Annotated in this window: 17 protein-coding genes and 1 riboswitch; of the genes, 9 read left to right on the top strand and 8 right to left on the bottom strand. The window is 60.1% G+C overall.

What is annotated here, in order from left to right:
* Window positions 1–51: 51 nt before the first annotated feature.
* The gene (gene madL / locus AC3IUE_RS30300) at window positions 52–468 is read left to right on the top strand and encodes a malonate transporter subunit MadL (RefSeq protein ID WP_046045246.1); all 417 of its coding nucleotides are present in this window, start codon (window positions 52–54) and stop codon (window positions 466–468) included.
* Window position 469: 1 nt separating this feature from the next.
* Window positions 470–1,234: a malonate transporter subunit MadM gene (gene madM / locus AC3IUE_RS30295; RefSeq protein WP_056738988.1), complete on the top strand. Its 765-nt coding sequence runs from the start codon at window positions 470–472 to the stop codon at window positions 1,232–1,234.
* Between the two features lie 111 nt (window positions 1,235–1,345).
* Here the strand turns inward: madM and AC3IUE_RS30290 are convergent, their stop codons facing one another.
* Window positions 1,346–2,260 (bottom strand): LysR family transcriptional regulator, encoded by a 915-nt coding sequence (locus AC3IUE_RS30290; RefSeq protein WP_489264524.1) that lies wholly within the window; start codon window positions 2,258–2,260, stop codon window positions 1,346–1,348.
* A gap of 138 nt (window positions 2,261–2,398) precedes the next feature.
* Here AC3IUE_RS30290 and trhA point away from each other — a divergent pair, with 138 nt between their 5' ends.
* Entirely contained in the window at window positions 2,399–3,016 is a 618-nt protein-coding gene (gene trhA / locus AC3IUE_RS30285; protein ID WP_223431183.1) for a PAQR family membrane homeostasis protein TrhA, read from the top strand.
* 5 nt (window positions 3,017–3,021) lie between these two features.
* Here trhA and AC3IUE_RS30280 read toward each other — a convergent pair whose 3' ends face one another.
* Complete coding sequence (locus AC3IUE_RS30280; RefSeq protein WP_489264523.1) at window positions 3,022–3,930, bottom strand: LysR family transcriptional regulator; 909 nt, start codon at window positions 3,928–3,930, stop codon at window positions 3,022–3,024.
* A 107-nt stretch (window positions 3,931–4,037) separates the two neighbouring features.
* Between AC3IUE_RS30280 and AC3IUE_RS30275 the strand changes: the two genes are divergently transcribed.
* Window positions 4,038–5,279, top strand: a complete 1,242-nt coding sequence (locus AC3IUE_RS30275) for a D-amino acid dehydrogenase (RefSeq protein WP_489264522.1) — start codon at window positions 4,038–4,040, stop codon at window positions 5,277–5,279.
* Window positions 5,280–5,386: 107 nt separating this feature from the next.
* Window positions 5,387–6,289, top strand: coding sequence for a transporter substrate-binding domain-containing protein (locus AC3IUE_RS30270; RefSeq protein ID WP_489264521.1), 903 nt, complete (start codon window positions 5,387–5,389; stop codon window positions 6,287–6,289).
* Window positions 6,290–6,393: 104 nt separating this feature from the next.
* Here the strand turns inward: AC3IUE_RS30270 and AC3IUE_RS30265 are convergent, their stop codons facing one another.
* The gene (locus AC3IUE_RS30265; protein WP_056738997.1) at window positions 6,394–7,113 is read right to left on the bottom strand and encodes a 16S rRNA (uracil(1498)-N(3))-methyltransferase; all 720 of its coding nucleotides are present in this window, start codon (window positions 7,111–7,113) and stop codon (window positions 6,394–6,396) included.
* Between the two features lie 173 nt (window positions 7,114–7,286).
* Window positions 7,287–8,693, bottom strand: coding sequence for an adenosylmethionine--8-amino-7-oxononanoate transaminase (locus AC3IUE_RS30260; RefSeq protein WP_046045254.1), 1,407 nt, complete (start codon window positions 8,691–8,693; stop codon window positions 7,287–7,289).
* 222 nt (window positions 8,694–8,915) lie between these two features.
* Between AC3IUE_RS30260 and AC3IUE_RS30255 the strand changes: the two genes are divergently transcribed.
* The 3 genes from AC3IUE_RS30255 (at window position 8,916) to AC3IUE_RS30245 (ending at window position 12,101) form a co-directional block, all read left to right on the top strand.
* Window positions 8,916–10,661, top strand: a complete 1,746-nt coding sequence (locus AC3IUE_RS30255) for a flavin monoamine oxidase family protein (RefSeq protein ID WP_489264520.1) — start codon at window positions 8,916–8,918, stop codon at window positions 10,659–10,661.
* Window positions 10,662–10,923: 262 nt separating this feature from the next.
* A complete protein-coding gene (locus tag AC3IUE_RS30250) occupies window positions 10,924–11,475 on the top strand; it encodes a cytochrome b (RefSeq protein WP_489264519.1) in 552 nt (183 codons plus the stop codon).
* Between the two features lie 32 nt (window positions 11,476–11,507).
* Complete coding sequence (locus tag AC3IUE_RS30245) at window positions 11,508–12,101, top strand: YceI family protein (RefSeq protein WP_033060424.1); 594 nt, start codon at window positions 11,508–11,510, stop codon at window positions 12,099–12,101.
* Between the two features lie 290 nt (window positions 12,102–12,391).
* On the opposite strand, the gene rhlE2 is transcribed toward AC3IUE_RS30245, so the two are convergent.
* The 4 genes from rhlE2 to ahcY form a co-directional block, all read right to left on the bottom strand.
* Window positions 12,392–14,275 (bottom strand): RNA helicase RhlE2, encoded by a 1,884-nt coding sequence (rhlE2, locus tag AC3IUE_RS30240; RefSeq protein ID WP_056739003.1) that lies wholly within the window; start codon window positions 14,273–14,275, stop codon window positions 12,392–12,394.
* Between the two features lie 223 nt (window positions 14,276–14,498).
* Window positions 14,499–15,314, bottom strand: coding sequence for a substrate-binding periplasmic protein (locus AC3IUE_RS30235; protein ID WP_489264518.1), 816 nt, complete (start codon window positions 15,312–15,314; stop codon window positions 14,499–14,501).
* Between the two features lie 197 nt (window positions 15,315–15,511).
* Window positions 15,512–16,357 (bottom strand): methylenetetrahydrofolate reductase [NAD(P)H], encoded by an 846-nt coding sequence (gene metF, locus AC3IUE_RS30230; RefSeq protein ID WP_046045259.1) that lies wholly within the window; start codon window positions 16,355–16,357, stop codon window positions 15,512–15,514.
* Window positions 16,358–16,446: 89 nt separating this feature from the next.
* Entirely contained in the window at window positions 16,447–17,856 is a 1,410-nt protein-coding gene (ahcY, locus tag AC3IUE_RS30225) for an adenosylhomocysteinase (protein ID WP_046045260.1), read from the bottom strand.
* 23 nt (window positions 17,857–17,879) lie between these two features.
* Window positions 17,880–17,982, bottom strand: a riboswitch (S-adenosyl-L-homocysteine riboswitch).
* A gap of 198 nt (window positions 17,983–18,180) precedes the next feature.
* Here ahcY and AC3IUE_RS30220 point away from each other — a divergent pair.
* Window positions 18,181–18,585: an acyl-CoA thioesterase gene (locus AC3IUE_RS30220; RefSeq protein ID WP_033060418.1), complete on the top strand. Its 405-nt coding sequence runs from the start codon at window positions 18,181–18,183 to the stop codon at window positions 18,583–18,585.
* The last annotated feature ends 11 nt before the right edge of the window (window positions 18,586–18,596 follow it).

The raw sequence follows: 18,596 nt of genomic DNA, 5'->3' as shown, positions 1-18,596 counted from the left end.
CCTTCGAACAACAAAAACAACATTCGACGATGCACTTTGAGGACAACAACAATGATTATTTACGGTGTGGCGCTGTTGGCGATTTGTACGCTGGCAGGGGTGATCGTAGGCGACATGCTCGGCGTGTTGCTGGGTGTGAAATCCAACGTTGGCGGCGTCGGGATCGCGATGATCCTGTTGATCTGCGCGCGGTTGTGGATGCAAAAACGTGGCGGCATGACCAAGGACTGCGAGATGGGCGTCGGTTTCTGGGGCGCCATGTACATTCCCGTCGTGGTCGCGATGGCCGCGCAACAGAACGTCGTCACCGCGCTGCACGGCGGCCCGGTGGCGGTGCTGGCGGCAATCGGTTCGGTGGTGATCTGCGGCTGCACCATTGCCCTGATCAGCCGGACTCACAAAGGCGAACCGTTGCCCGATGAACCGGCGGAAATAACGCCGGTCGGCACGCCAGTAGGAGGTCGCTGATATGTGGGAACTCATTGAGAAGGGTCTGGCCACTAACAGTCTGGTCACCGCGTTCGCGTTCGTTGGCGTGATCATGTGGGTGTCGGTGGTGTTGTCCAAGCGTCTGACGTTCGGACGGATTCACGGTTCGGCGATTGCCATCGTCATCGGGCTTGTTCTGGCCTGGGTCGGCGGCACCATGACCGGCGGGCAAAAAGGCTTGGCGGACCTGACGCTGTTTTCCGGCATCGGTCTGATGGGCGGCGCGATGCTGCGGGACTTTGCGATCGTCGCCACGGCGTTCGAAGTGCAAGCCACCGAAGCGAAAAAGGCGGGTTTGATCGGTGTGATTGCGCTGCTGCTGGGCACGATTCTGCCGTTCATTGTCGGGGCGAGCATGGCTTGGGTGTTTGGTTATCGCGATGCGATCAGCATGACCACCATCGGCGCGGGTGCGGTGACCTACATCGTCGGGCCGGTGACCGGGGCGGCGATTGGTGCCAGTTCGGATGTGGTGGCGTTGTCGATTGCCACCGGGTTGATCAAGGCGATTTTTGTGATGGTCGGCACTCCGATGGCCGCACGCTGGATGGGGCTGGATAACCCACGTTCGGCGATGGTGTTTGGTGGGCTGGCCGGGACTGTCAGCGGTGTGACGGCGGGGTTGGCGGCGACGGATCGGCGGTTGGTGCCTTATGGCGCGTTGACCGCGACGTTCCACACCGGGCTTGGGTGCTTGCTGGGGCCTTCGCTGCTGTACTTCATTGTTCGCGGGATTGTGGGGTAAGCCGGTAGATAATCGCTGACTGTACCGACGCCTTCGCGAGCAGGCTCGCTCCCACAGGGGAACGCATTCCAATGTGGGAGCGAGCTTGCTCGCGATGGGCGCGACACGGTCTCAGGTCTGGCGGTTGGCATACATCCGACACTCCGCCAACAACGCCAACAGATTCGGATCCCGCTCCTTGGCCTTCAAAAACACCACCCCGATGTGCTGCTGCAACCGATACTTTTCCTGCAACGGAATCAGCTTCACCCGGTTCTCATACACCGCCGCAATCCGCCCCGGCAGCAACGCATAACCCACGCCCGAGCTGACCATGCTCAGCAGGGTGAAGATGTCGTTGACCTGCATCGCCACCTTCGGTTCGAACCCCGCCTGCTTGAACACCCGATTACCGTCCTGGTGCGTGGCAAAGCCCTGGGTCAGCGTAATGAACGTCTCGTCGCGCACTTCGGCAAGGTCGACCTCGGTCCGTTGAGCAAACCTTGAATCAGCCGGTGTGGCGAGAAAGATGTCGTCGGAAAACAGCTGAATCTGCTCGCAGTCGGGGTCGTTGACGCTCTCGTCCAGCGACACCAGGATCGCGTCGACTTCCATGTTCTTGAGCTTGTACAGCAGGTCGAAGTTCGAGCCGAGGATCAGGTCGATATTGAGTTCGCTGCGGCGGATCTTCAGGCCCATGATCAGCTGCGGCACGGTCTTCACCGTCAGCGAATACAGTGAACCGAGCTTGAAGCGCTCGGCGGAGAACCCGGCCGCTTCGCGGGTCAGTCGCACGGTTTCGACCACGTCCTGAATCAACTTCTGTGCTCGTTCTTCCAGCACATAAGCGCTTTCCAGCGGAGTGAGATTGCGGCCTTCGTGCTTGAACAGCGGGCAGCGCAGGGCGCTTTCCAGGGAGTGGATCGCCCGGTGCACGCTGACGTTGCTGGTCTGCAATTCGGCGGCAGCCCGGGCCAGGTTGCCGGTGCGCATGAAGGCCAGGAACACCTCGAGTTTTTTCAGGGTCAACTCTTCATCGATCAGCATGATGCAGACTCTTATTCGAATGGCTCGATTGTGCACGTATGTGGGTTCTTCGGGGATTTGTGTTTTGAAACATTGCGCTTTTAACCTTCAGGCGTGAGCCTTACGCGATGTTGCAACGAATCTTGAGGTGAGCAACACATGTATCACGGGGAAAGATTGAACGCCTGGACGCATCTGGTCGGGGCGGTGGCAGCGGTGGTCGGGGTGGTATGGATGCTGGTGATCGCCGGCATGGACGGCAGCCCGTGGAAGATCGTCAGCGTGGCGATTTACGGGTTTACCTTGCTGGTGCTTTACAGCGCGTCGACCGTTTACCACAGCGTGCGTGGGCGCAAGAAAGCGATCATGCAGAAGGTCGATCACTTTTCGATCTACCTGCTGATTGCCGGCAGCTACACGCCGTTCTGTCTCGTGACGCTACGCGGGCCGTGGGGCTGGACGCTGTTCGGGATTGTCTGGGGATTGGCGCTGATCGGCATCCTGCAAGAGATCAAACCGCGTTCGGAAGCGCGGATTCTGTCGATCGTGATCTACGCGGTGATGGGCTGGATCGTGCTGGTGGCGGTCAAGCCGTTACTGGCGGCGTTGGGCAGTACAGGTTTCGCCTGGCTGGCGTCGGGCGGCGTGCTGTACACCGTGGGCATTATCTTTTTTGCCCTCGATCATCGTTTGCGCCATGCCCATGGGATCTGGCATCTGTTCGTGATCGCCGGGAGTTTGCTGCACTTCGTGGCGATTCTGTTTTATGTCCTTTAAGGCTGCTATGGGATCAAGCGATCCAGTTGCGCCTGCGCCCGTCGGCTGAACACCTGCAACAAGTCGCTCAAGGTGTGGGGTGGCGGTTCGTCGGCGCGGGTGACCGCATACAGGGTAATCGGTAGTGCTGGCGCCAGAGGTCGAATCGCCGTGGTGGCGGGGGATGCGCCGAGCGCGGTAAACGGATCGATCACGGCCAGCCCGGCACCGGACTCAACCATCGCCCGCGCCAGCGAATAGGTCTGCACGGCGATGCGTACCCGTGGCGGCGGATCGACCGCTTCAAGGTAGCTGTCGAGTCTGGCCGCCAGCGGGTCGGCGCTGGACAGGCCAATCAGCGGCGCACCGGCCAGTTCGATCAATGGCAACGGTTGGCCCAAGGCGTCGTCGGCCCAATAACCCAACGGCGCCAGTGCCACCAAAACTCCGCAAGCCAAGACTTGCGCCTTCAACCCCGGATGATCCGGCGGTTGCAAGGTCAGCGCGACATCCACTTCGCGCATCAACAAATTCTGCATCAGCTCACGGCTGTGGGCGCTGGACAGTTCGCAGACGATGTCCGGGTAACGTTGCGTCCACTCATTGATCGCCGGCGGCAGCAGCGACAGGGCCAGCGCCGGGATCGCGCCGATCCGTACGCTGTGACCTGGCTCGCGCCGCAAGCTTTGGGCCAGACGTCGCACGCCTTGCAGGCTTTCGGTGACCTTGTCGACCTCGCGCTCAAGCTCCAGCGCTTCGGGCGTAGCCTGCAATTTACCGCGCACCCGCAGGAACAACGGAAAGCCCAGTTGCTGCTCGGCGTGTTGCAGCACTTTGCTCACCGCCGGCTGCGATACGTGCAGCAACTGCGCGGCGCCACTGACCGAACCGGTCTGGCGAATGGCCTGGAAAATCTCGATGTGTCGCAGTCGCATGGCGAGTCCATAACCTTTGTTTATGGGTCAGGCATCTTTAAGCATTGTTCAACGCCTGTCACCTGGTCCTAACCTGAAGCCTGTTTCAACAACGGTTAAGGACAGACATGGCTCAGCGGGTTTGCATCATCGGTGGCGGCGTCATCGGGCTGACGACAGCTTACGCACTGGTTCGCGACGGCATCGACGTGACGCTGATCGAGGCCCGGGATTCGCTGGGCAGCGAGACCAGTTTCGCCAACGGCGGCCAGTTGTCCTACCGTTACGTCGCGCCGCTGGCCGATGCCGGGGTACCGTTGCAGGCGCTTGGCTGGATGTTGCGCGGTGACTCGCCGTTGAAGCTGCGCCCGCGCCTGGACCCGGCGCAATGGCGCTGGATGGCGTCCTTCCTGGCGGCCTGCCGTCGTTCGGTGAATCAGCGCAACGGCGCGCACCTGCTGCGTCTGGCGCTGCTGAGCCAGTCCACGCTGCAAGGCTGGCGCGACGAAGACCGTCTCGACGGTTTCGACTGGCGGCGCAACGGCAAACTGGTGACGTTTCGTGAAGCCGCGAGTTTTGAGCATGCGCGCCATGGCCTCGCCGATCCGCAACAGCAGCACGTGCTGTCGCGGGCCGAATGCGCACAGCTGGAGCCTGCACTGGCCGAGGCGCCGTTTGTGGGCGCGATTTATACGCCTGACGAAGAGGTCGCCGATTGCCATGCTTTCTGCCAGCAACTACAGGCTCGACTCCAGGCGTCGGGGCGTTGCGAGTTTTTGCTCGGGCGCAAGGTCACCGGCATTCGCCACGCGGACGGCGCGGTGCAGGCCGTAGAAATGGGTTCGCAAGTGCTGCCGGTCGAGCAACTGGTGATTGCCGCCGGACATCGCAGTCCGGCGCTGGCGCTGCCGGGCATGAACCTGCCGCTGTATCCGCTCAAGGGCTACAGCCTGACCTTGCCGATCCGCGCCGAACATCGCGCGCCGGAGCTGAGCATCACCGATTACAACCGCAAGATTGTTTACGCCCGAATCGGTGAACAATTGCGCGTGGCGGCGATGGTCGACATCGTCGGCTTCGACCCGGCGGTCGACCCCAAACGTCTGGCGCTGATCAAGCGCCAGGCGCAGGAAACCTTGCCCAATGCGGGTGATTACGACGCCGCCATCGAATGGGCCGGCATGCGCCCGGCTACCCCCAGCGGCGTGCCATTGATCGGGGCCACGGCGTACCGCAACCTGTGGCTCAACCTCGGCCATGGCGCCCTGGGTTTTACCCTGGCCTGTGCCAGCGCCCGGGTGCTCAGCGAGTTGATCGCCCGGCGCACACCTTCAATCGAAATGCACGGCCTCGCCCCCCGCGTCGCCTGACTTGAAAAGGAAAGACTGATGAGCATTAACCGAATCCAGAGGTTCTGGTGGAAATCACCGTGATCGCCGCCCGCCGCTAATCGCTCTACCCACAACGGAGAATAACAATGCAAAAAATCACGTTGATCGGCTGCACCCTCGGCCTGCTGCTCGCCAGCCAGGTCCAGGCCAACGAAGCGCCGCTGACCGGCACGCTGAACAAGGTTGCCAATGCCAAGAGCATCACGCTGGGCTATCGCGACGCGTCGGTGCCGTTCTCCTACGTGGGTGATCACACGGGGCAGCCGATGGGCTATTCGGTGGACCTGGCAAGCAAGATTGTCGAGCGCATCAAGCAAAAACTCGAGCTGCCGGATCTGCAGGTGAAGTACAACCTGGTGACCTCGCAAACGCGCATTCCGCTGGTGCAGAACGGCACGGTCGACCTTGAGTGCGGCTCCACCGGCGTGACCGCCGAGCGCATGCAGCAAGTGGCGTTTTCCTACGGGTTTATCTACGTGAAGGGTCAGTTGCTCACGGCGAAGGACAGCGGCATCAAAAGCTTCGCCGACCTGCGCGGCAAGAACGTCGTGACCACTGCGGGCACCACCAACGAGCGGTTTCTGAAGAGCTACAACATCGATCACAAGATCGATATGTTCGTGATCAGCGCCAAGGACCACGGCGAAGCGTTCCAGATGCTGCAGTCAGGACGGGCGGCGGCGTTCTATATGGATGACGCGCTGCTTTACGGTGAGCGTGCCAAGGCTCGCGATCCGCATAACTGGGTCGTGGTGGGTGAGGAGCAGTCGCGGGAAATCTACAGCTGCATGGTGCGCAAGGATGATCCGCAGTTTCTTGCGTTGGTGAACTCGACTCTCGCCGATCTGTACAGCTCGGGCGAGATCAACGGCATCTACCAGCGCTGGTTTGAACAGCCGATCCCGCCGAAGGGCTTGAACCTTGAGTTCCCGATGACCAGCGAACTCAAGGCGATCATCGTCAAGCCGACGAGCGATCCGGTTCAGTAGCAGCCAGATCGATCGCTAGACTGCGTCGCGGCCATTCGCGAGCAGGCTCGCTCCCACAGGGGAATGCATTTCAATGTGGGAGCGAGCCTGCTCGCGAAGAGGCCCTAGAAGTCACCCCAAAGCTGCTGGGCCACAGCCAACGCCACCACCGGCGCGGTCTCGGTGCGCAACACCCGAGGACCGAGGCGGGCAGCATGGAACCCCGCCGATTTAGCCTGATCGACTTCAGCATCGGACAACCCGCCTTCCGGGCCGATCAAAAACGCCAGCGTCGCCGGTTTCGCATGGCTCACCAATGGTTCGGCCACCGGATGCAGTACCAGTTTCAATTCGGCCTCCGTCTGCTTCAGCCAATCGGCCAGCAGCAGCGGCGGATGAATCACCGGCACCCGTGAACGCCCGCATTGCTCGCACGCGCTGATCGCAACCTGGCGCCAGTGCATCAGGCGTTTGTCGGCGCGTTCATCCTTCAGCCGGACTTCACAGCGGTCGCTGAAGATCGGAGTGATTTCAGTGACGCCCAGTTCGGTGGCTTTCTGAATCGCCCAATCCATCCGCTCGCCACGGGACAAGCCCTGGCCGAGATGGATCGACAATGGCGACTCGACCTGCCCGGCGAAGCTTTCATCGATCTGCACCACGACGCGCTTCTTGCCGACCTCCACCAGCGTGGCGCGAAACTCATGGCCCGAACCGTCGAACAGTTGCAGCGCATCACCCTCGGCCATGCGTAGCACGCGGCTGATGTAATGGGCCTGGGCCTCGGGCAACTCGTGTTCGCCAGTGCTCAAGGGGGCGTCGATAAAGAAGCGGGACAGTCTCATCTTGGATCTCTGAAAAGGGTGTTAATCATCTGAATCATTGTCGGCTTCTGTGCGCGAACCTTTGTGGGAGTGAGCCTGCTCGCGATAGCGGGGTGTCAGTCGACATCAATTTTGACTGTTACACCGCAATCGCGAGCAGGCTCACTCCCACATGGACCGCATCGTTCGATGCGTCAGCCCGGATCGCGGAAGCCCGGATGAAAGTCCTTCGGCACCGACACGCTAACGCTGTCACGGGTCGCAATGTCGATGCCTTCGCTGGCCACTTCGGCCAGGAAGTCGATCTGTTCAGGCGTGATCACGTACGGCGGCAGGAAGTACACCACGCTGCCCAACGGACGAAGTAAAGCACCACGCTCCAGCGCATGCTGGAACACTTTCAAGCCGCGACGTTCCTGCCACGGATACGCTTCCTTGGTGGCCTTGTCCTTGACCATCTCGATGGCCAGCACCATGCCGGTCTGGCGCACTTCCGAAACGTTCGGGTGATCGGCCAGGTGCGCGGTGGCGCTGGCCATGCGCTGAGACAGGGCCTTGTTGTTCTCGATGACGTTGTCTTCTTCGAAGATATCCAGCGTCGCCAAGGCTGCCGCGCACGCCAGGGGATTGCCGGTGTAGCTGTGGGAGTGCAGGAAGGCGCGCAGGGTCGGGTAGTCGTCGTAGAACGCGCTGTAGACATCTTCGGTGGTGACGCAGGCCGCCAACGGCAGGTAACCGCCGGTCAGGGCCTTGGACAGGCAGAGGAAGTCCGGACGGATGCCGGCCTGTTCACAGGCGAACATCGTCCCGGTGCGGCCGAAGCCGACGGCGATTTCGTCGTGGATCAGGTGCACGCCATAGCGGTCGCAGGCTTCGCGCAGCAGTTTCAGATAAACCGGGTGGTACATGCGCATGCCGCCGGCGCCCTGAATCAGCGGCTCGACGATCACTGCGGCGACGGTGTCGTGGTTCTCGGCCAGGGTCTGTTCCATGGCAGCGAACATGTTGCGCGAATGTTCTTCCCAACTCATGCCTTCCGGGCGCAGGTAGCAATCGGGGCTCGGCACCTTGATGGTGTCCAGCAGCAGGGCCTTGTAGGTTTCGGTGAACAGCGGGACGTCGCCCACCGACATCGCCGCCATGGTCTCGCCGTGGTAGCTGTTGGTCAGGGTGACGAAGCGCTTCTTGTTCGGCTGGCCGCGGTTGAGCCAATAGTGAAAGCTCATTTTCAGCGCGACTTCGATGCAGGACGAACCGTTATCGGCGTAGAAACATCGGGTCAGGCCTTCCGGCGTCATTTTCACCAGGCGCTCGGACAATTCGATCACTGGCTGATGGCTGAATCCGGCGAGGATCACGTGCTCCAGTTGATCGACTTGATCCTTGATGCGCTGGTTGATCCGCGGGTTGGCGTGGCCAAACACGTTGACCCACCAGGAGCTGACGGCGTCGAGGTAGCGTTTGCCTTCGAAGTCTTCCAGCCAGACGCCTTCACCGCGTTTGATCGGGATCAGCGGCAGCTGTTCGTGGTCTTTCATCTGGGTGCAGGGATGCCACAACACCGCGAGATCGCGTTGCATCCACTGATTATTCAGGCCCATTTTCAGTCTCCTCGAGGCGGCTCGCGACGTGCGCGGGCAAACAATCGCGCAAGCCTATGCAATGCGCGACGTGGGGACAACCCATTGTGTGGATTGAGCTACTTTGTATAGGTGGATAGACGTCGCTGGCGGCCTTTTGATGGCTGACGTATTCTTCGCGGTTCTTTGGGCCGTCTGGCTCGTAAAACCGCTATTTCCTCGTGTATTTCCGGAGTTCTCTGAATGTCTGCTGGTTGGCTGCGCGCCTGTGCGCTGGTGATGTTGGGGCTGTTCAGCGTGTCTGCGCTGGCCAAGGATAAAACGGCGATCGTGATCGGCGGAGGGCTGTCTGGCCTCACCGCGGCTTACGAACTGCAAAACAAGGGCTGGCAGGTCACCCTGCTGGAAGCCAAATCGAGCATGGGCGGTCGCTCCGGCATGGCCACCAGTGAGTGGATCGGCAACGACAAGACCCAACCGGTTCTGAACAAGTACGTATCGACCTTCAAGCTGAGCACCACGCCGGCCCCAGAGTTCGTGCGGACCCCGGGCTACCTGATTGACGGTGAGTATTTCACTGCCGCCGATCTGGCCACCAAGCAACCGGCCACCAGCGACGCGCTCAAGCGCTACGAAAAGACCCTGGACGATCTGGCGCGTTCGATCGAAGACCCGCAGAACCCGGCGGCCAACAGCACGCTGTTCGCCCTGGACCAGATCAACGTGGCCAACTGGCTCGACCGTCTGAATCTGCCGGCCACGGCTCGTCAGTTGGTGAATCAGGAGATTCGTACCCGTTATGACGAACCATCGCGCCTGTCGCTGTTGTACTTCGCACAGCAAAGCCGCGTTTACCGTGGCGTTGCTGACCGTGACTTGCGCGCCTCGCGCTTGGTGGGTGGCAGTCCGGTGCTGGCCCAGGCTTTTGTCAAACAACTGAAAACCATCAAGACCAGCTCCCCGGTCTCGACGATCACCCAGGACAAGGATGGCGTAACCGTCAAAGTCGGCAGCGTCGGCTATCAGGCTGACTACGTCGTCGTGGCCGTTCCATTGCGCGCACTGAACAAGATCCAGATGACCCCGTCGCTGGATGCCCAGCACATGGGCGCGATCAAGGGCACCAACTACGGCTGGCGCGACCAGATCATGCTGAAGTTCAAGACGCCAGTGTGGGAAAGCAAGGCGCGCATGACCGGCGAGATCTACAGCAACGCCGGTCTGGGCATGTTGTGGGTTGAGCCGGCGCTGAAGGGCGGCGCCAACGTGGTGATCAACATTTCCGGCGACAACGCCCGGGTGATGCAGGCTTTCGGCGACAAGCAGATGGCCGATCAGGTGTTGATTCGCCTGCACGCTTTTTATCCACAGGCGCGCGGTTCGTTCACCGGCTATGAGATCCGCCGCTACAGCACCGACCCATCGATGGGCGGCGCTTACCTGGCGTTCGGTCCTGGCCAGATCAGCAAGTACTGGCGTCTGTGGGAGCGTCCGATTCAGCGTGTAACCTTTGCTGGCGAACACACTGACACTTTGTACCCGGGCACGCTGGAAGGTGCATTGCGCACCGGTCAGCGGGCAGCCAGTCAGGTAGAAGACCTGGCGGCCGGCAAGTCGTTTGAACCGGCGAAAATTGTTCCGGCAGCGACCGTTGCGGCGGCCGGCGCGGTGGCGGCGAAGAAAGGCAACTTCTTCACCAACCTGTTCATTGGTTCTGACGACAAACCGGCACCGGTCAAAGCGCCAGAGCCAGTGGCTCCGGTTGCTCCGGCACCGGCTCCAACACCTGCGCCGGCCCCAGCGCCAGCGCCGGTCGAAGCACCGAAACCAGCGGAACCGGTGAAAGCCGAACCCGCCAAAAAAGCCCCGGCCAAAGCTGCGGCGAAAAAACCTGCGGCCAAAAAGGCCCCGGCGAAGAAAGTTGAACCGGCTAAGAAGCCAGCGGCCAAACCTGCTGCGACTCCGGCAACGGATACCAAAGCGCAGTAAGCTTTGGGACTAAAAAACGCGGCAGAAATGCCGCGTTTTTTTATGCCCGAAGAAAACCAAAATCAAGAATCGAATAAACCTTATGGTGCAGGTGTTCTTTAGTTGGACGTCATTTTTTATTACACATGGGTCTTTAATCTTTCCTTAACTCACCTATTTCAGACTCTTGATCGTATTTCTCGATATTTCAAAGCGAAATTTTCCGCTTTAACTCGATAGATAACTCGATAGTCTTGTTCGCAGTTCTCACAGGATTTGGGCAATGCAGCTACGTAATTCTTCTTCGCGCTACGGTTGGGTCAGCATCTTCATGCACTGGGGCGTGGCGCTGGCGGTCTTCGGCCTGTTTGCGTTGGGCTTGTGGATGGTCGGTCTCGACTACTACAGCACCTGGCGCAAAGACGCGCCCGACTTGCACAAGAGCATTGGCCTGGTGTTGTTAGCCGTCATGGTCCTACGGGTCCTGTGGCGTTTTATCAGCCCGCCGCCACCGGCACTTGAAAGCTATAGCCGCATGACGCGCCTTGGCGCCAAGTTCGGCCATTCGTTCCTGTATCTCAGTCTGTTCGCTGTGATGATTGCCGGTTACCTGATTTCCACCGCAGAAGGTGTCGGGATTCCGGTGTTTGGCCTGTTTGAAGTCCCTGCATTGATTTCCGGACTACCGGATCAGGCAGACACCGCCGGTGTGATTCATCTGTACCTGGCGTGGGTGCTGGTAATTTTTTCCGGTCTCCATGCGTTGGCAGCACTGAAGCACCACTTTATCGATCGTGATGCGACCCTCACTCGAATGCTGGGGCGCAAAGCTTGACGTTCAACCTCGACTCCCAAGGAATAGAAAGCATGTTGAAAAAGACTCTCGCCGCTCTGGCAATCGGTTCTGCTCTGTTGTCCGCCAACGTGATGGCGGCTGACTACGTCGTCGACAAGGAAGGCCAGCACGCCTTCGTTGACTTCAAGATCAGCCACCTGGGCTACAGCTTCATCACCGGTACCTTCAAGGATATCGACGGCAAGTTCAGCTTCGACGCTGCCAAGCCAGAAGACAGCAAGATCGAGTTCAATGTGAACACCGCCAGCGTGTTCACCAACAACGCCGAACGTGACAAGCACATCGCCAGCGGCGATTTCCTGAACGCGAGCAAATTCGCTAAAGCCACGTTTGTTTCCACCAGCGTCAAATCCACCGGCAAAAACGCCGCTGGCAAAGACACTGCTGACGTGAGCGGTAACCTGACTATCGCGGGCGTGACCAAGCCGATCGTGGTCAAGGCCACTTTCCTGGGTGAAGGCAAGGATCCGTGGGGCGGCTACCGTGCCGGCTTCGAAGGCACCACCAACCTCAAGCGCTCCGATTTCGGCAAGCAGAAAGACCTGGGCCCACAGTCCGACGCGGTCGAGTTGTACGTGACGTTTGAAGGTGTGAAAGCTAAGTAACTTTCGCCGCTAAAACAAAAACGCCCCCGATCTCACGGTCGGGGGCGTTTTTTATTGCCTGGCGCAATCTGCACGATCGCCGCAAATCCACTGTGGGAGCGAGCTTGCTCGCGATAGCGGTGTGTCAGTCGCAGCAGTTCTGACTGAACAGGCGCCATCGTCGGAACGCCGCCCGGAGCAAGCTCGCTCCCACAGGGTTTCTTTGGTCAGTTGAGGATTTGTGCCTATCCAGGAAAACAAAAAATGCCCCGAATCTCGCGATACGGGGCATTTTTTGTTACTGCGTTAAATCAGCGATTGCGGGTCAGCAAGGCTGGTTTCTCGCCGCGCGGACGGCCTGGCAGTTGATCAAGTTGCTCAGGAGTCGGGAAACGATCGGTTTTCGACTCCTTGTGAATGATCTTCGGTGCCGGGCCGCGCGGGTTTTGCACGGCAGGTTCCGAACGCGGCTGGTCGTCGGTGCGAGCCGGGCGGCGGTTGCGGGACTCTTCGCGACGGGCCTGGCCGTCACGTGGAGCACCGTTGCGTGGGCCGCTGCGCTTGGCCGGCGGAGTGCCGGTGGTGGCGCCATCGCTGCTGCGTGGGCCGCTTTGACGACCCTGAGGCTTGGCGCCGCCGGTGCGCGGAGCACCTGCGCCAGCTGTCGTGCCTTGTGCCGGAGCACCCGGACGGCGGCCACGGCCCTGAGCCGGTTTGGCTTGGGGAACGTAGTCGACGCGGTTACCGAAGTTATCGATATCGTCGTCCAGGAACTCGTCCGGAGCTCGGTCTGCAGCAGCAGCGCGTGGCGCTGGACGCTGTTGCTCGCGAGCCGGAGTGCCTTCACGTGGCTTGTGTTCACGCGCCGGACGATCACCACGGCCAGTGGCTGCAGGTTTTTCCTTGCCGCCCTTGTCCTTGCCTTTGTCTTTACGACCGCCGCCACCGCCGGTGCCGTTCGGACCGTCGCCGCGCGGGCCACGTGGGTTGCGCGGGTTACGCACATCCGGACGCTCGCGAACTTCAGGTTTCTCGGCTTCTACAGCGCTGGAATCGAAGCCCATCAGGTTGCCGTCGGCAATCTTCTGCTTGGTCATGCGCTCGATGCTTTTCAGCAGTTTTTCTTCGTCCGGAGCGACCAGCGAGATCGCTTCACCCGAACGACCGGCACGGCCAGTACGGCCGATACGGTGAACGTAGTCTTCGTCGACGTTTGGCAGTTCGAAGTTGACCACGTGTGGCAACTGATCGATGTCCAGGCCGCGAGCGGCGATGTCGGTGGCGACCAGGATGCGCACTTCGCCAGCCTTGAAGTCGGCCAGGGCTTTGGTGCGAGCGTTCTGGCTCTTGTTACCGTGGATCGCAACGGCGCTGAGGCCGTGTTTGTCCAGGTACTCGGCCAGACGGTTGGCGCCGTGCTTGGTGCGGGTGAACACCAGCACCTGTTCCCAGGCGCCAGCGGTGATCAGGTGGGCCAGCAGCGAACGCTTGTGGTTGGCTGGCAGACGGAATACGCGCTGTTCGATACGCTCGACCGTGGTGTTCGGCGGCGTGACTTCGATGCGTTCCGGGTTGTGCAGCAGCTTGCCGGCGAGGTCGGTGATGTCTTTGGAGAAAGTCGCCGAGAACAGCAGGTTCTGGCGTTTGCTCGGCAGACGGGCGAGGACCTTTTTCACGTCATGGACGAAGCCCATGTCGAGCATGCGGTCGGCTTCGTCCAGCACGAGGATTTCCACGTGGGACAAATCGACGCTGCCTTGACCGGCGAGGTCGAGCAGGCGGCCAGGGCAGGCCACCAGCACGTCAACACCGCGGGACATGGCCTGAACCTGTGGGTTCATGCCGACGCCGCCGAAGATGCAGGCGCTGACGAACTTCAGGTCACGGGCATAGACCTTGAAGCTCTCGTGTACTTGAGCCGCGAGTTCGCGGGTAGGGGTCAGGACCAGTACGCGCGGTTGGCGCGGGCCGTGACGCTGGGATTTGTCCGGGTGACCGTTGGGGAACAACCGCTCCAGAATCGGAAGGGCGAAGCCGCCGGTTTTACCAGTACCTGTCTGAGCCGCGACCATCAGGTCGCGACCTTGCAACACGGCGGGAATGGCCCGCTGTTGCACCGGAGTAGGCTCGGTATAGCCCGCTGCCTCGATGGCGCGGACTAAAGCCTCGGAGAGACCGAGGGAAGCAAAGGACATGAGTAATCCTGTTTTAGTTAGGGCTTGGCCCAATGGGAGTCTTGCCTGGCGCGAATGGCGTTTAAGAGGAACGCAATCCCGTCCGGTCCTGCTGGGCCAAGAAGGCTCATCTGGAGTGCTCGCGCGGGCTGAGAAGCTGCGCTGTAGCGGGGTCGAGATGCCTTGAACAAGTCCGAGCGTCCGGGCGTGAGCCTGGCGGGAAGGCCGGAGTATAACAGAGCAATCACTGCGCGCCGCTTTCCTGCTGCTCAACGGTTTTTCCATTGGCGGCGGTGGTTCTGGTGGTTTTTACCTCGGCAGCCGGATCGGCGCCATAACGGGCGCTCAATTCAGCGTACGCAGGCTCGCGCTTGAAGCGTTTGAGCTCGGCGCCGAAGCGCTGCACCAACAAGTCCATGCCGGCGTTGCGGCGTACTGCCAGGAACTGGCTCTGGTGGCTGATGACGGTCGGGTTCTCGGTAATCTTGTCGCGGATGCCCAATTCGTCGAGCAGGTGCTGACCGACCCTGCGATCAGTGATCAGCAGGTCGATCCGTCCGCGCACCAGTTTGCCGAAGTTGGCTTCATGGGTCGGCGCTGGCTCGCGAGTGAACAGGGTCGACTCGCGAAAGTCCTGGCTGTACAGATAGCCTGGGGAAGTGCCGATGGTCAGCCCTTTCAGGTCGGCCAGGGTGCGGAAAGGGTGGGGCCGCTCATTGGCGTAGAACATCACGAACTCCACTTCCGAGAGCGGCTCGCCGGGGTAGAGCAGGGTGGCGTCGCGCTCATCGCTGTGGAAGATATCCAGCGCGCCGTCTGCCTGGCCCGTTTCGAGCATCGACAGGCAGCGTTTCCACGGCAGGAACTGCCAATCCACTTCGATGCCCAGGCGTTTGAAGACGATGGCGGTGGTTTCGTAGTCCAGTCCCAGGGATTTGCCGTTTTCCTCATACACGTACGGCGCCCAGGGCTCAGTGACAATGCGCAGCTTCTCGCCCCGAGCGGCGAAGCTCAGGCAAGTAAAAAGAAACACGGTCAGTAACTGCGCGATCAAAGGCATGGCTTGAGATTACGACGAGAAACCGGAAAGAGCCAGAAACGGGATCCAGAAGCTCTAACTCAGAGTGTTGCTGCACAATAAAAGGGCGTTAAAAGCAAAAGATCGCAGCCTCGTTTCACTCGACAGCGCCTACAGGGGATTGCGTACCCTGTAGGAGCTGTCGAGTGAAACGAGGCTGCGATCTCTTGATCTTGCTTTTAGCGCGGCAACTTCAGGTTGTTCCACACCGCCAGGCTCGGTTCGGCCTGGTTCAGCGTGTAGAAGTGCAGCCCTGGAGCGCCACCCTGCAGCAGGCGTTCGCACATCTCGGTGATGACTTGCTCACCAAAGCCTTGAATGCTCTGGGTGTCGTCGCCGTAGGCTTCCAGCTGCTTGCGGATCCAGCGCGGGATTTCCGCACCGCAGGCATCGGAGAAGCGCGCCAGCTTGCTGTAGTTGGTGATAGGCATGATCCCCGGAACGATCGGGATGTTCACGCCCATCGCCCGTACACGCTCGACGAAGTAGAAGTAGCTGTCGGCGTTGAAGAAGTACTGGGTGATCGCACTGTTGGCGCCAGCGTTGGCCTTGCGCACAAAGTTGGTCAGATCGTCTTCGAAATTGCGCGCTTGCGGATGCATTTCCGGGTAGGCGGCGACTTCGATGTGGAAATGATCGCCGGTTTCTTCACGAATGAATTCAACCAGGTCATTGGCGTGGCGCATTTCACCACTGGCCATGCCCATGCCGGAAGGCAGGTCACCGCGCAGGGCAACAATACGGGTGATGCCGGCTGCCTTGTATTGGGTCAGCAGGCCGCGCAAGTCGTCCTTGCTGTCGCCAACGCAGGACAAATGCGGTGCGGCAGGAACTTTGACTTCGCTTTCGAGCTGCAACACGGTGTTGAGGGTGCGATCACGGGTCGAACCACCAGCGCCGTAGGTGCAGGAGAAGAAGTCAGGATTGTAGGTCGCCAGATGACGGGCAGTAGCGATCAGTTTTTCATGCCCAGCGTCGGTCTTCGTAGGGAAGAACTCGAAGCTGTAGCGACGTTCTTGGGACATGGGAATACCCTTTGCAATCGCAAAAGGCGGGCCGGTGATGGCCGGTCCGCCTGGTCAGGATCGGCGGGCGCAAAGCCCGCCGGGTCCAATCAGTAGCGGTAAGCGTGCGGCTTGAACGGACCTTCAACGGTCACGCCGATGTAGTCGGCCTGGGTCTTGGTCAGTTGAGTCACAACGCCGCCGAAACCGCGGACCATTTCCAGGGCCACTTCTTCGTCGAGTTTCTTCGGCAGTACTTCAACGGTCAGGCGCTCGGCTTTCTGGGCTGGCGACAGGTCGGCGTACTTCTGGCCGAACAGGAAGATCTGGGCCAGAACCTGGTTGGCGAACGAACCGTCCATGATGCGGCTTGGGTGACCGGTGGCGTTACCCAGGTTAACCAGACGGCCTTCGGCCAGCAGGATCAGGTAGTCGTCGTTCTGAGCGTCGAATGCGCCAGGGCCGGTACGGTGGATCTTGTGAACCTGTGGCTTCACTTCTTCCCATGCCCAGTTCTTGCGCATGAAAGCGGTGTCGATTTCGTTGTCGAAGTGGCCGATGTTGCAGACAACAGCGCGCTTCTTCAGGGCTTTGAGCATGTTCGCGTCGCAAACGTTGACGTTACCGGTGGTGGTCACGATCAGGTCGATCTTGCCCAGCAGCGCTTTGTCGATGCTTGCTTCAGTGCCGTTGTTGATACCGTCGATGAACGGCGAAACCAGCTCGTAACCGTCCATGCAGGCTTGCATGGCGCAGATCGGGTCGACTTCGGAAACTTTAACGATCATGCCTTCCTGACGCAGGGACTGGGCCGAACCCTTGCCCACGTCACCGTAACCGATGACCAGCGCTTGCTTGCCGGACAACAGGTGGTCGGTACCACGCTTGATCGCATCGTTCAGGCTGTGACGGCAGCCGTACTTGTTGTCGTTCTTGCTCTTGGTTACCGAGTCGTTGACGTTGATGGCCGGGATTTTCAGCTCGCCCTTGGCCAGCATGTCCAGCAGGCGGTGAACGCCAGTGGTGGTTTCTTCGGTGACGCCGTGGACGCGGTCCAGGATCGCCGGGTATTTCTTGTGCAGCAGCTCGGTCAGGTCGCCGCCGTCGTCGAGGATCATGTTGGCATCCCAAGGCGCGCCATCTTTGAGGATGGTTTGCTCCAGGCACCACTCGTACTCTTCTTCAGTTTCGCCTTTCCAGGCGAAAACCGGGATACCGGCAGCGGCGATAGCGGCAGCGGCCTGGTCTTGAGTCGAGAAAATGTTGCAGGACGACCAGCGTACTTCGGCACCCAGGGCAACCAGGGTTTCGATCAGCACGGCGGTCTGAATGGTCATGTGGATGCAGCCGAGGATCTTCGCGCCTTTGAGCGGCTGCTCACCGGCGTACTTGCGGCGCAGACCCATCAGGGCCGGCATTTCGGATTCGGCGATGATGGTTTCGCGACGGCCCCAGGCAGCCAGGGACATGTCGGCAACTTTGTAATCGTTAAAATCTGCAGGCGTGATAACAGCGCTCATGATGAGCCTCCATTCGTAATGTATGCGAATGGGCGCCGTTGTGCGTTTAGTGTCTGACCGATAACGGTCAAGCAACGCCCCATCCGAGCCTGACAGGTCGAACCTGCTGCAGCGCCCCTCGGACAGGTGGCGGGAAAACGGTATCAATCGAAGATGACCGTTTTGAAACGGTGGCGATTATAGCCGTGTGAGCGATACTTCCAAAGCGTTTCTGTTGGTCAATGTCTGAACGGTAATCGAGGCCATAGCCGATGCTTGATAGAGCTCTAGGTCGGGCTCTGCCATGATGGCCGGCATCAATCGGCAAGACGGTCAGGAGTGAATATGAATTTCCACACCCGCAAATGGGTAAAACCCGAAGACCTCAACCCCAACGGCACGCTGTTCGGCGGCAGCCTGTTGCGCTGGCTCGACGAAGAAGCGGCGATTTACGCCATCGTCCAATTGGGCAATCAGCGAGTGGTCACCAAGTACATTTCCGAGATCAACTTCGTCAGCGCCTCGCGCCAGGGCGACATCATCGAACTGGGCATCACCGCCACCGAGTTCGGTCGCACCTCCATCACCCTGAAATGCGAAGTGCGTAACAAGATCACCCGCAAAAGCATCCTGACGGTGGAGAAGATTGTTTTCGTCAATCTGGGTGAAGACGGCTTGCCAGCGCCGCACGGCCGGACCGAGATCACGTACGTCAAAGACCAGTTCAAGGATGATGTCGCCAGCGAGTGAGATCGGCGGTG

It is taken from the genome of Pseudomonas sp. GL_093 (genome assembly GCF_057837605.1).
Note: the sequence above shows the minus strand (reverse complement) of the source record. Positions and strands in the feature narration are given on the sequence as shown.

Excerpts from the sequence above, each read along its gene's own strand:
- madL (WP_046045246.1), top strand. The coding sequence starts at position 52 with ATGATTATTTACGGTGTGGCGCTGTTGGCGATTTGTACGCTGGCAGGG.
- madM (WP_056738988.1), top strand. The coding sequence starts at position 470 with ATGTGGGAACTCATTGAGAAGGGTCTGGCCACTAACAGTCTGGTCACC.
- AC3IUE_RS30290 (WP_489264524.1), bottom strand. The coding sequence starts at position 2,260 with ATGCTGATCGATGAAGAGTTGACCCTGAAAAAACTCGAGGTGTTCCTG.
- trhA (WP_223431183.1), top strand. The coding sequence starts at position 2,399 with ATGTATCACGGGGAAAGATTGAACGCCTGGACGCATCTGGTCGGGGCG.
- AC3IUE_RS30280 (WP_489264523.1), bottom strand. The coding sequence starts at position 3,930 with ATGCGACTGCGACACATCGAGATTTTCCAGGCCATTCGCCAGACCGGT.
- AC3IUE_RS30275 (WP_489264522.1), top strand. The coding sequence starts at position 4,038 with ATGGCTCAGCGGGTTTGCATCATCGGTGGCGGCGTCATCGGGCTGACG.
- AC3IUE_RS30270 (WP_489264521.1), top strand. The coding sequence starts at position 5,387 with ATGCAAAAAATCACGTTGATCGGCTGCACCCTCGGCCTGCTGCTCGCC.
- AC3IUE_RS30265 (WP_056738997.1), bottom strand. The coding sequence starts at position 7,113 with ATGAGACTGTCCCGCTTCTTTATCGACGCCCCCTTGAGCACTGGCGAA.
- AC3IUE_RS30260 (WP_046045254.1), bottom strand. The coding sequence starts at position 8,693 with ATGGGCCTGAATAATCAGTGGATGCAACGCGATCTCGCGGTGTTGTGG.
- AC3IUE_RS30255 (WP_489264520.1), top strand. The coding sequence starts at position 8,916 with ATGTCTGCTGGTTGGCTGCGCGCCTGTGCGCTGGTGATGTTGGGGCTG.
- AC3IUE_RS30250 (WP_489264519.1), top strand. The coding sequence starts at position 10,924 with ATGCAGCTACGTAATTCTTCTTCGCGCTACGGTTGGGTCAGCATCTTC.
- AC3IUE_RS30245 (WP_033060424.1), top strand. The coding sequence starts at position 11,508 with ATGTTGAAAAAGACTCTCGCCGCTCTGGCAATCGGTTCTGCTCTGTTG.
- rhlE2 (WP_056739003.1), bottom strand. The coding sequence starts at position 14,275 with ATGTCCTTTGCTTCCCTCGGTCTCTCCGAGGCTTTAGTCCGCGCCATC.
- AC3IUE_RS30235 (WP_489264518.1), bottom strand. The coding sequence starts at position 15,314 with ATGCCTTTGATCGCGCAGTTACTGACCGTGTTTCTTTTTACTTGCCTG.
- metF (WP_046045259.1), bottom strand. The coding sequence starts at position 16,357 with ATGTCCCAAGAACGTCGCTACAGCTTCGAGTTCTTCCCTACGAAGACC.
- ahcY (WP_046045260.1), bottom strand. The coding sequence starts at position 17,856 with ATGAGCGCTGTTATCACGCCTGCAGATTTTAACGATTACAAAGTTGCC.
- AC3IUE_RS30220 (WP_033060418.1), top strand. The coding sequence starts at position 18,181 with ATGAATTTCCACACCCGCAAATGGGTAAAACCCGAAGACCTCAACCCC.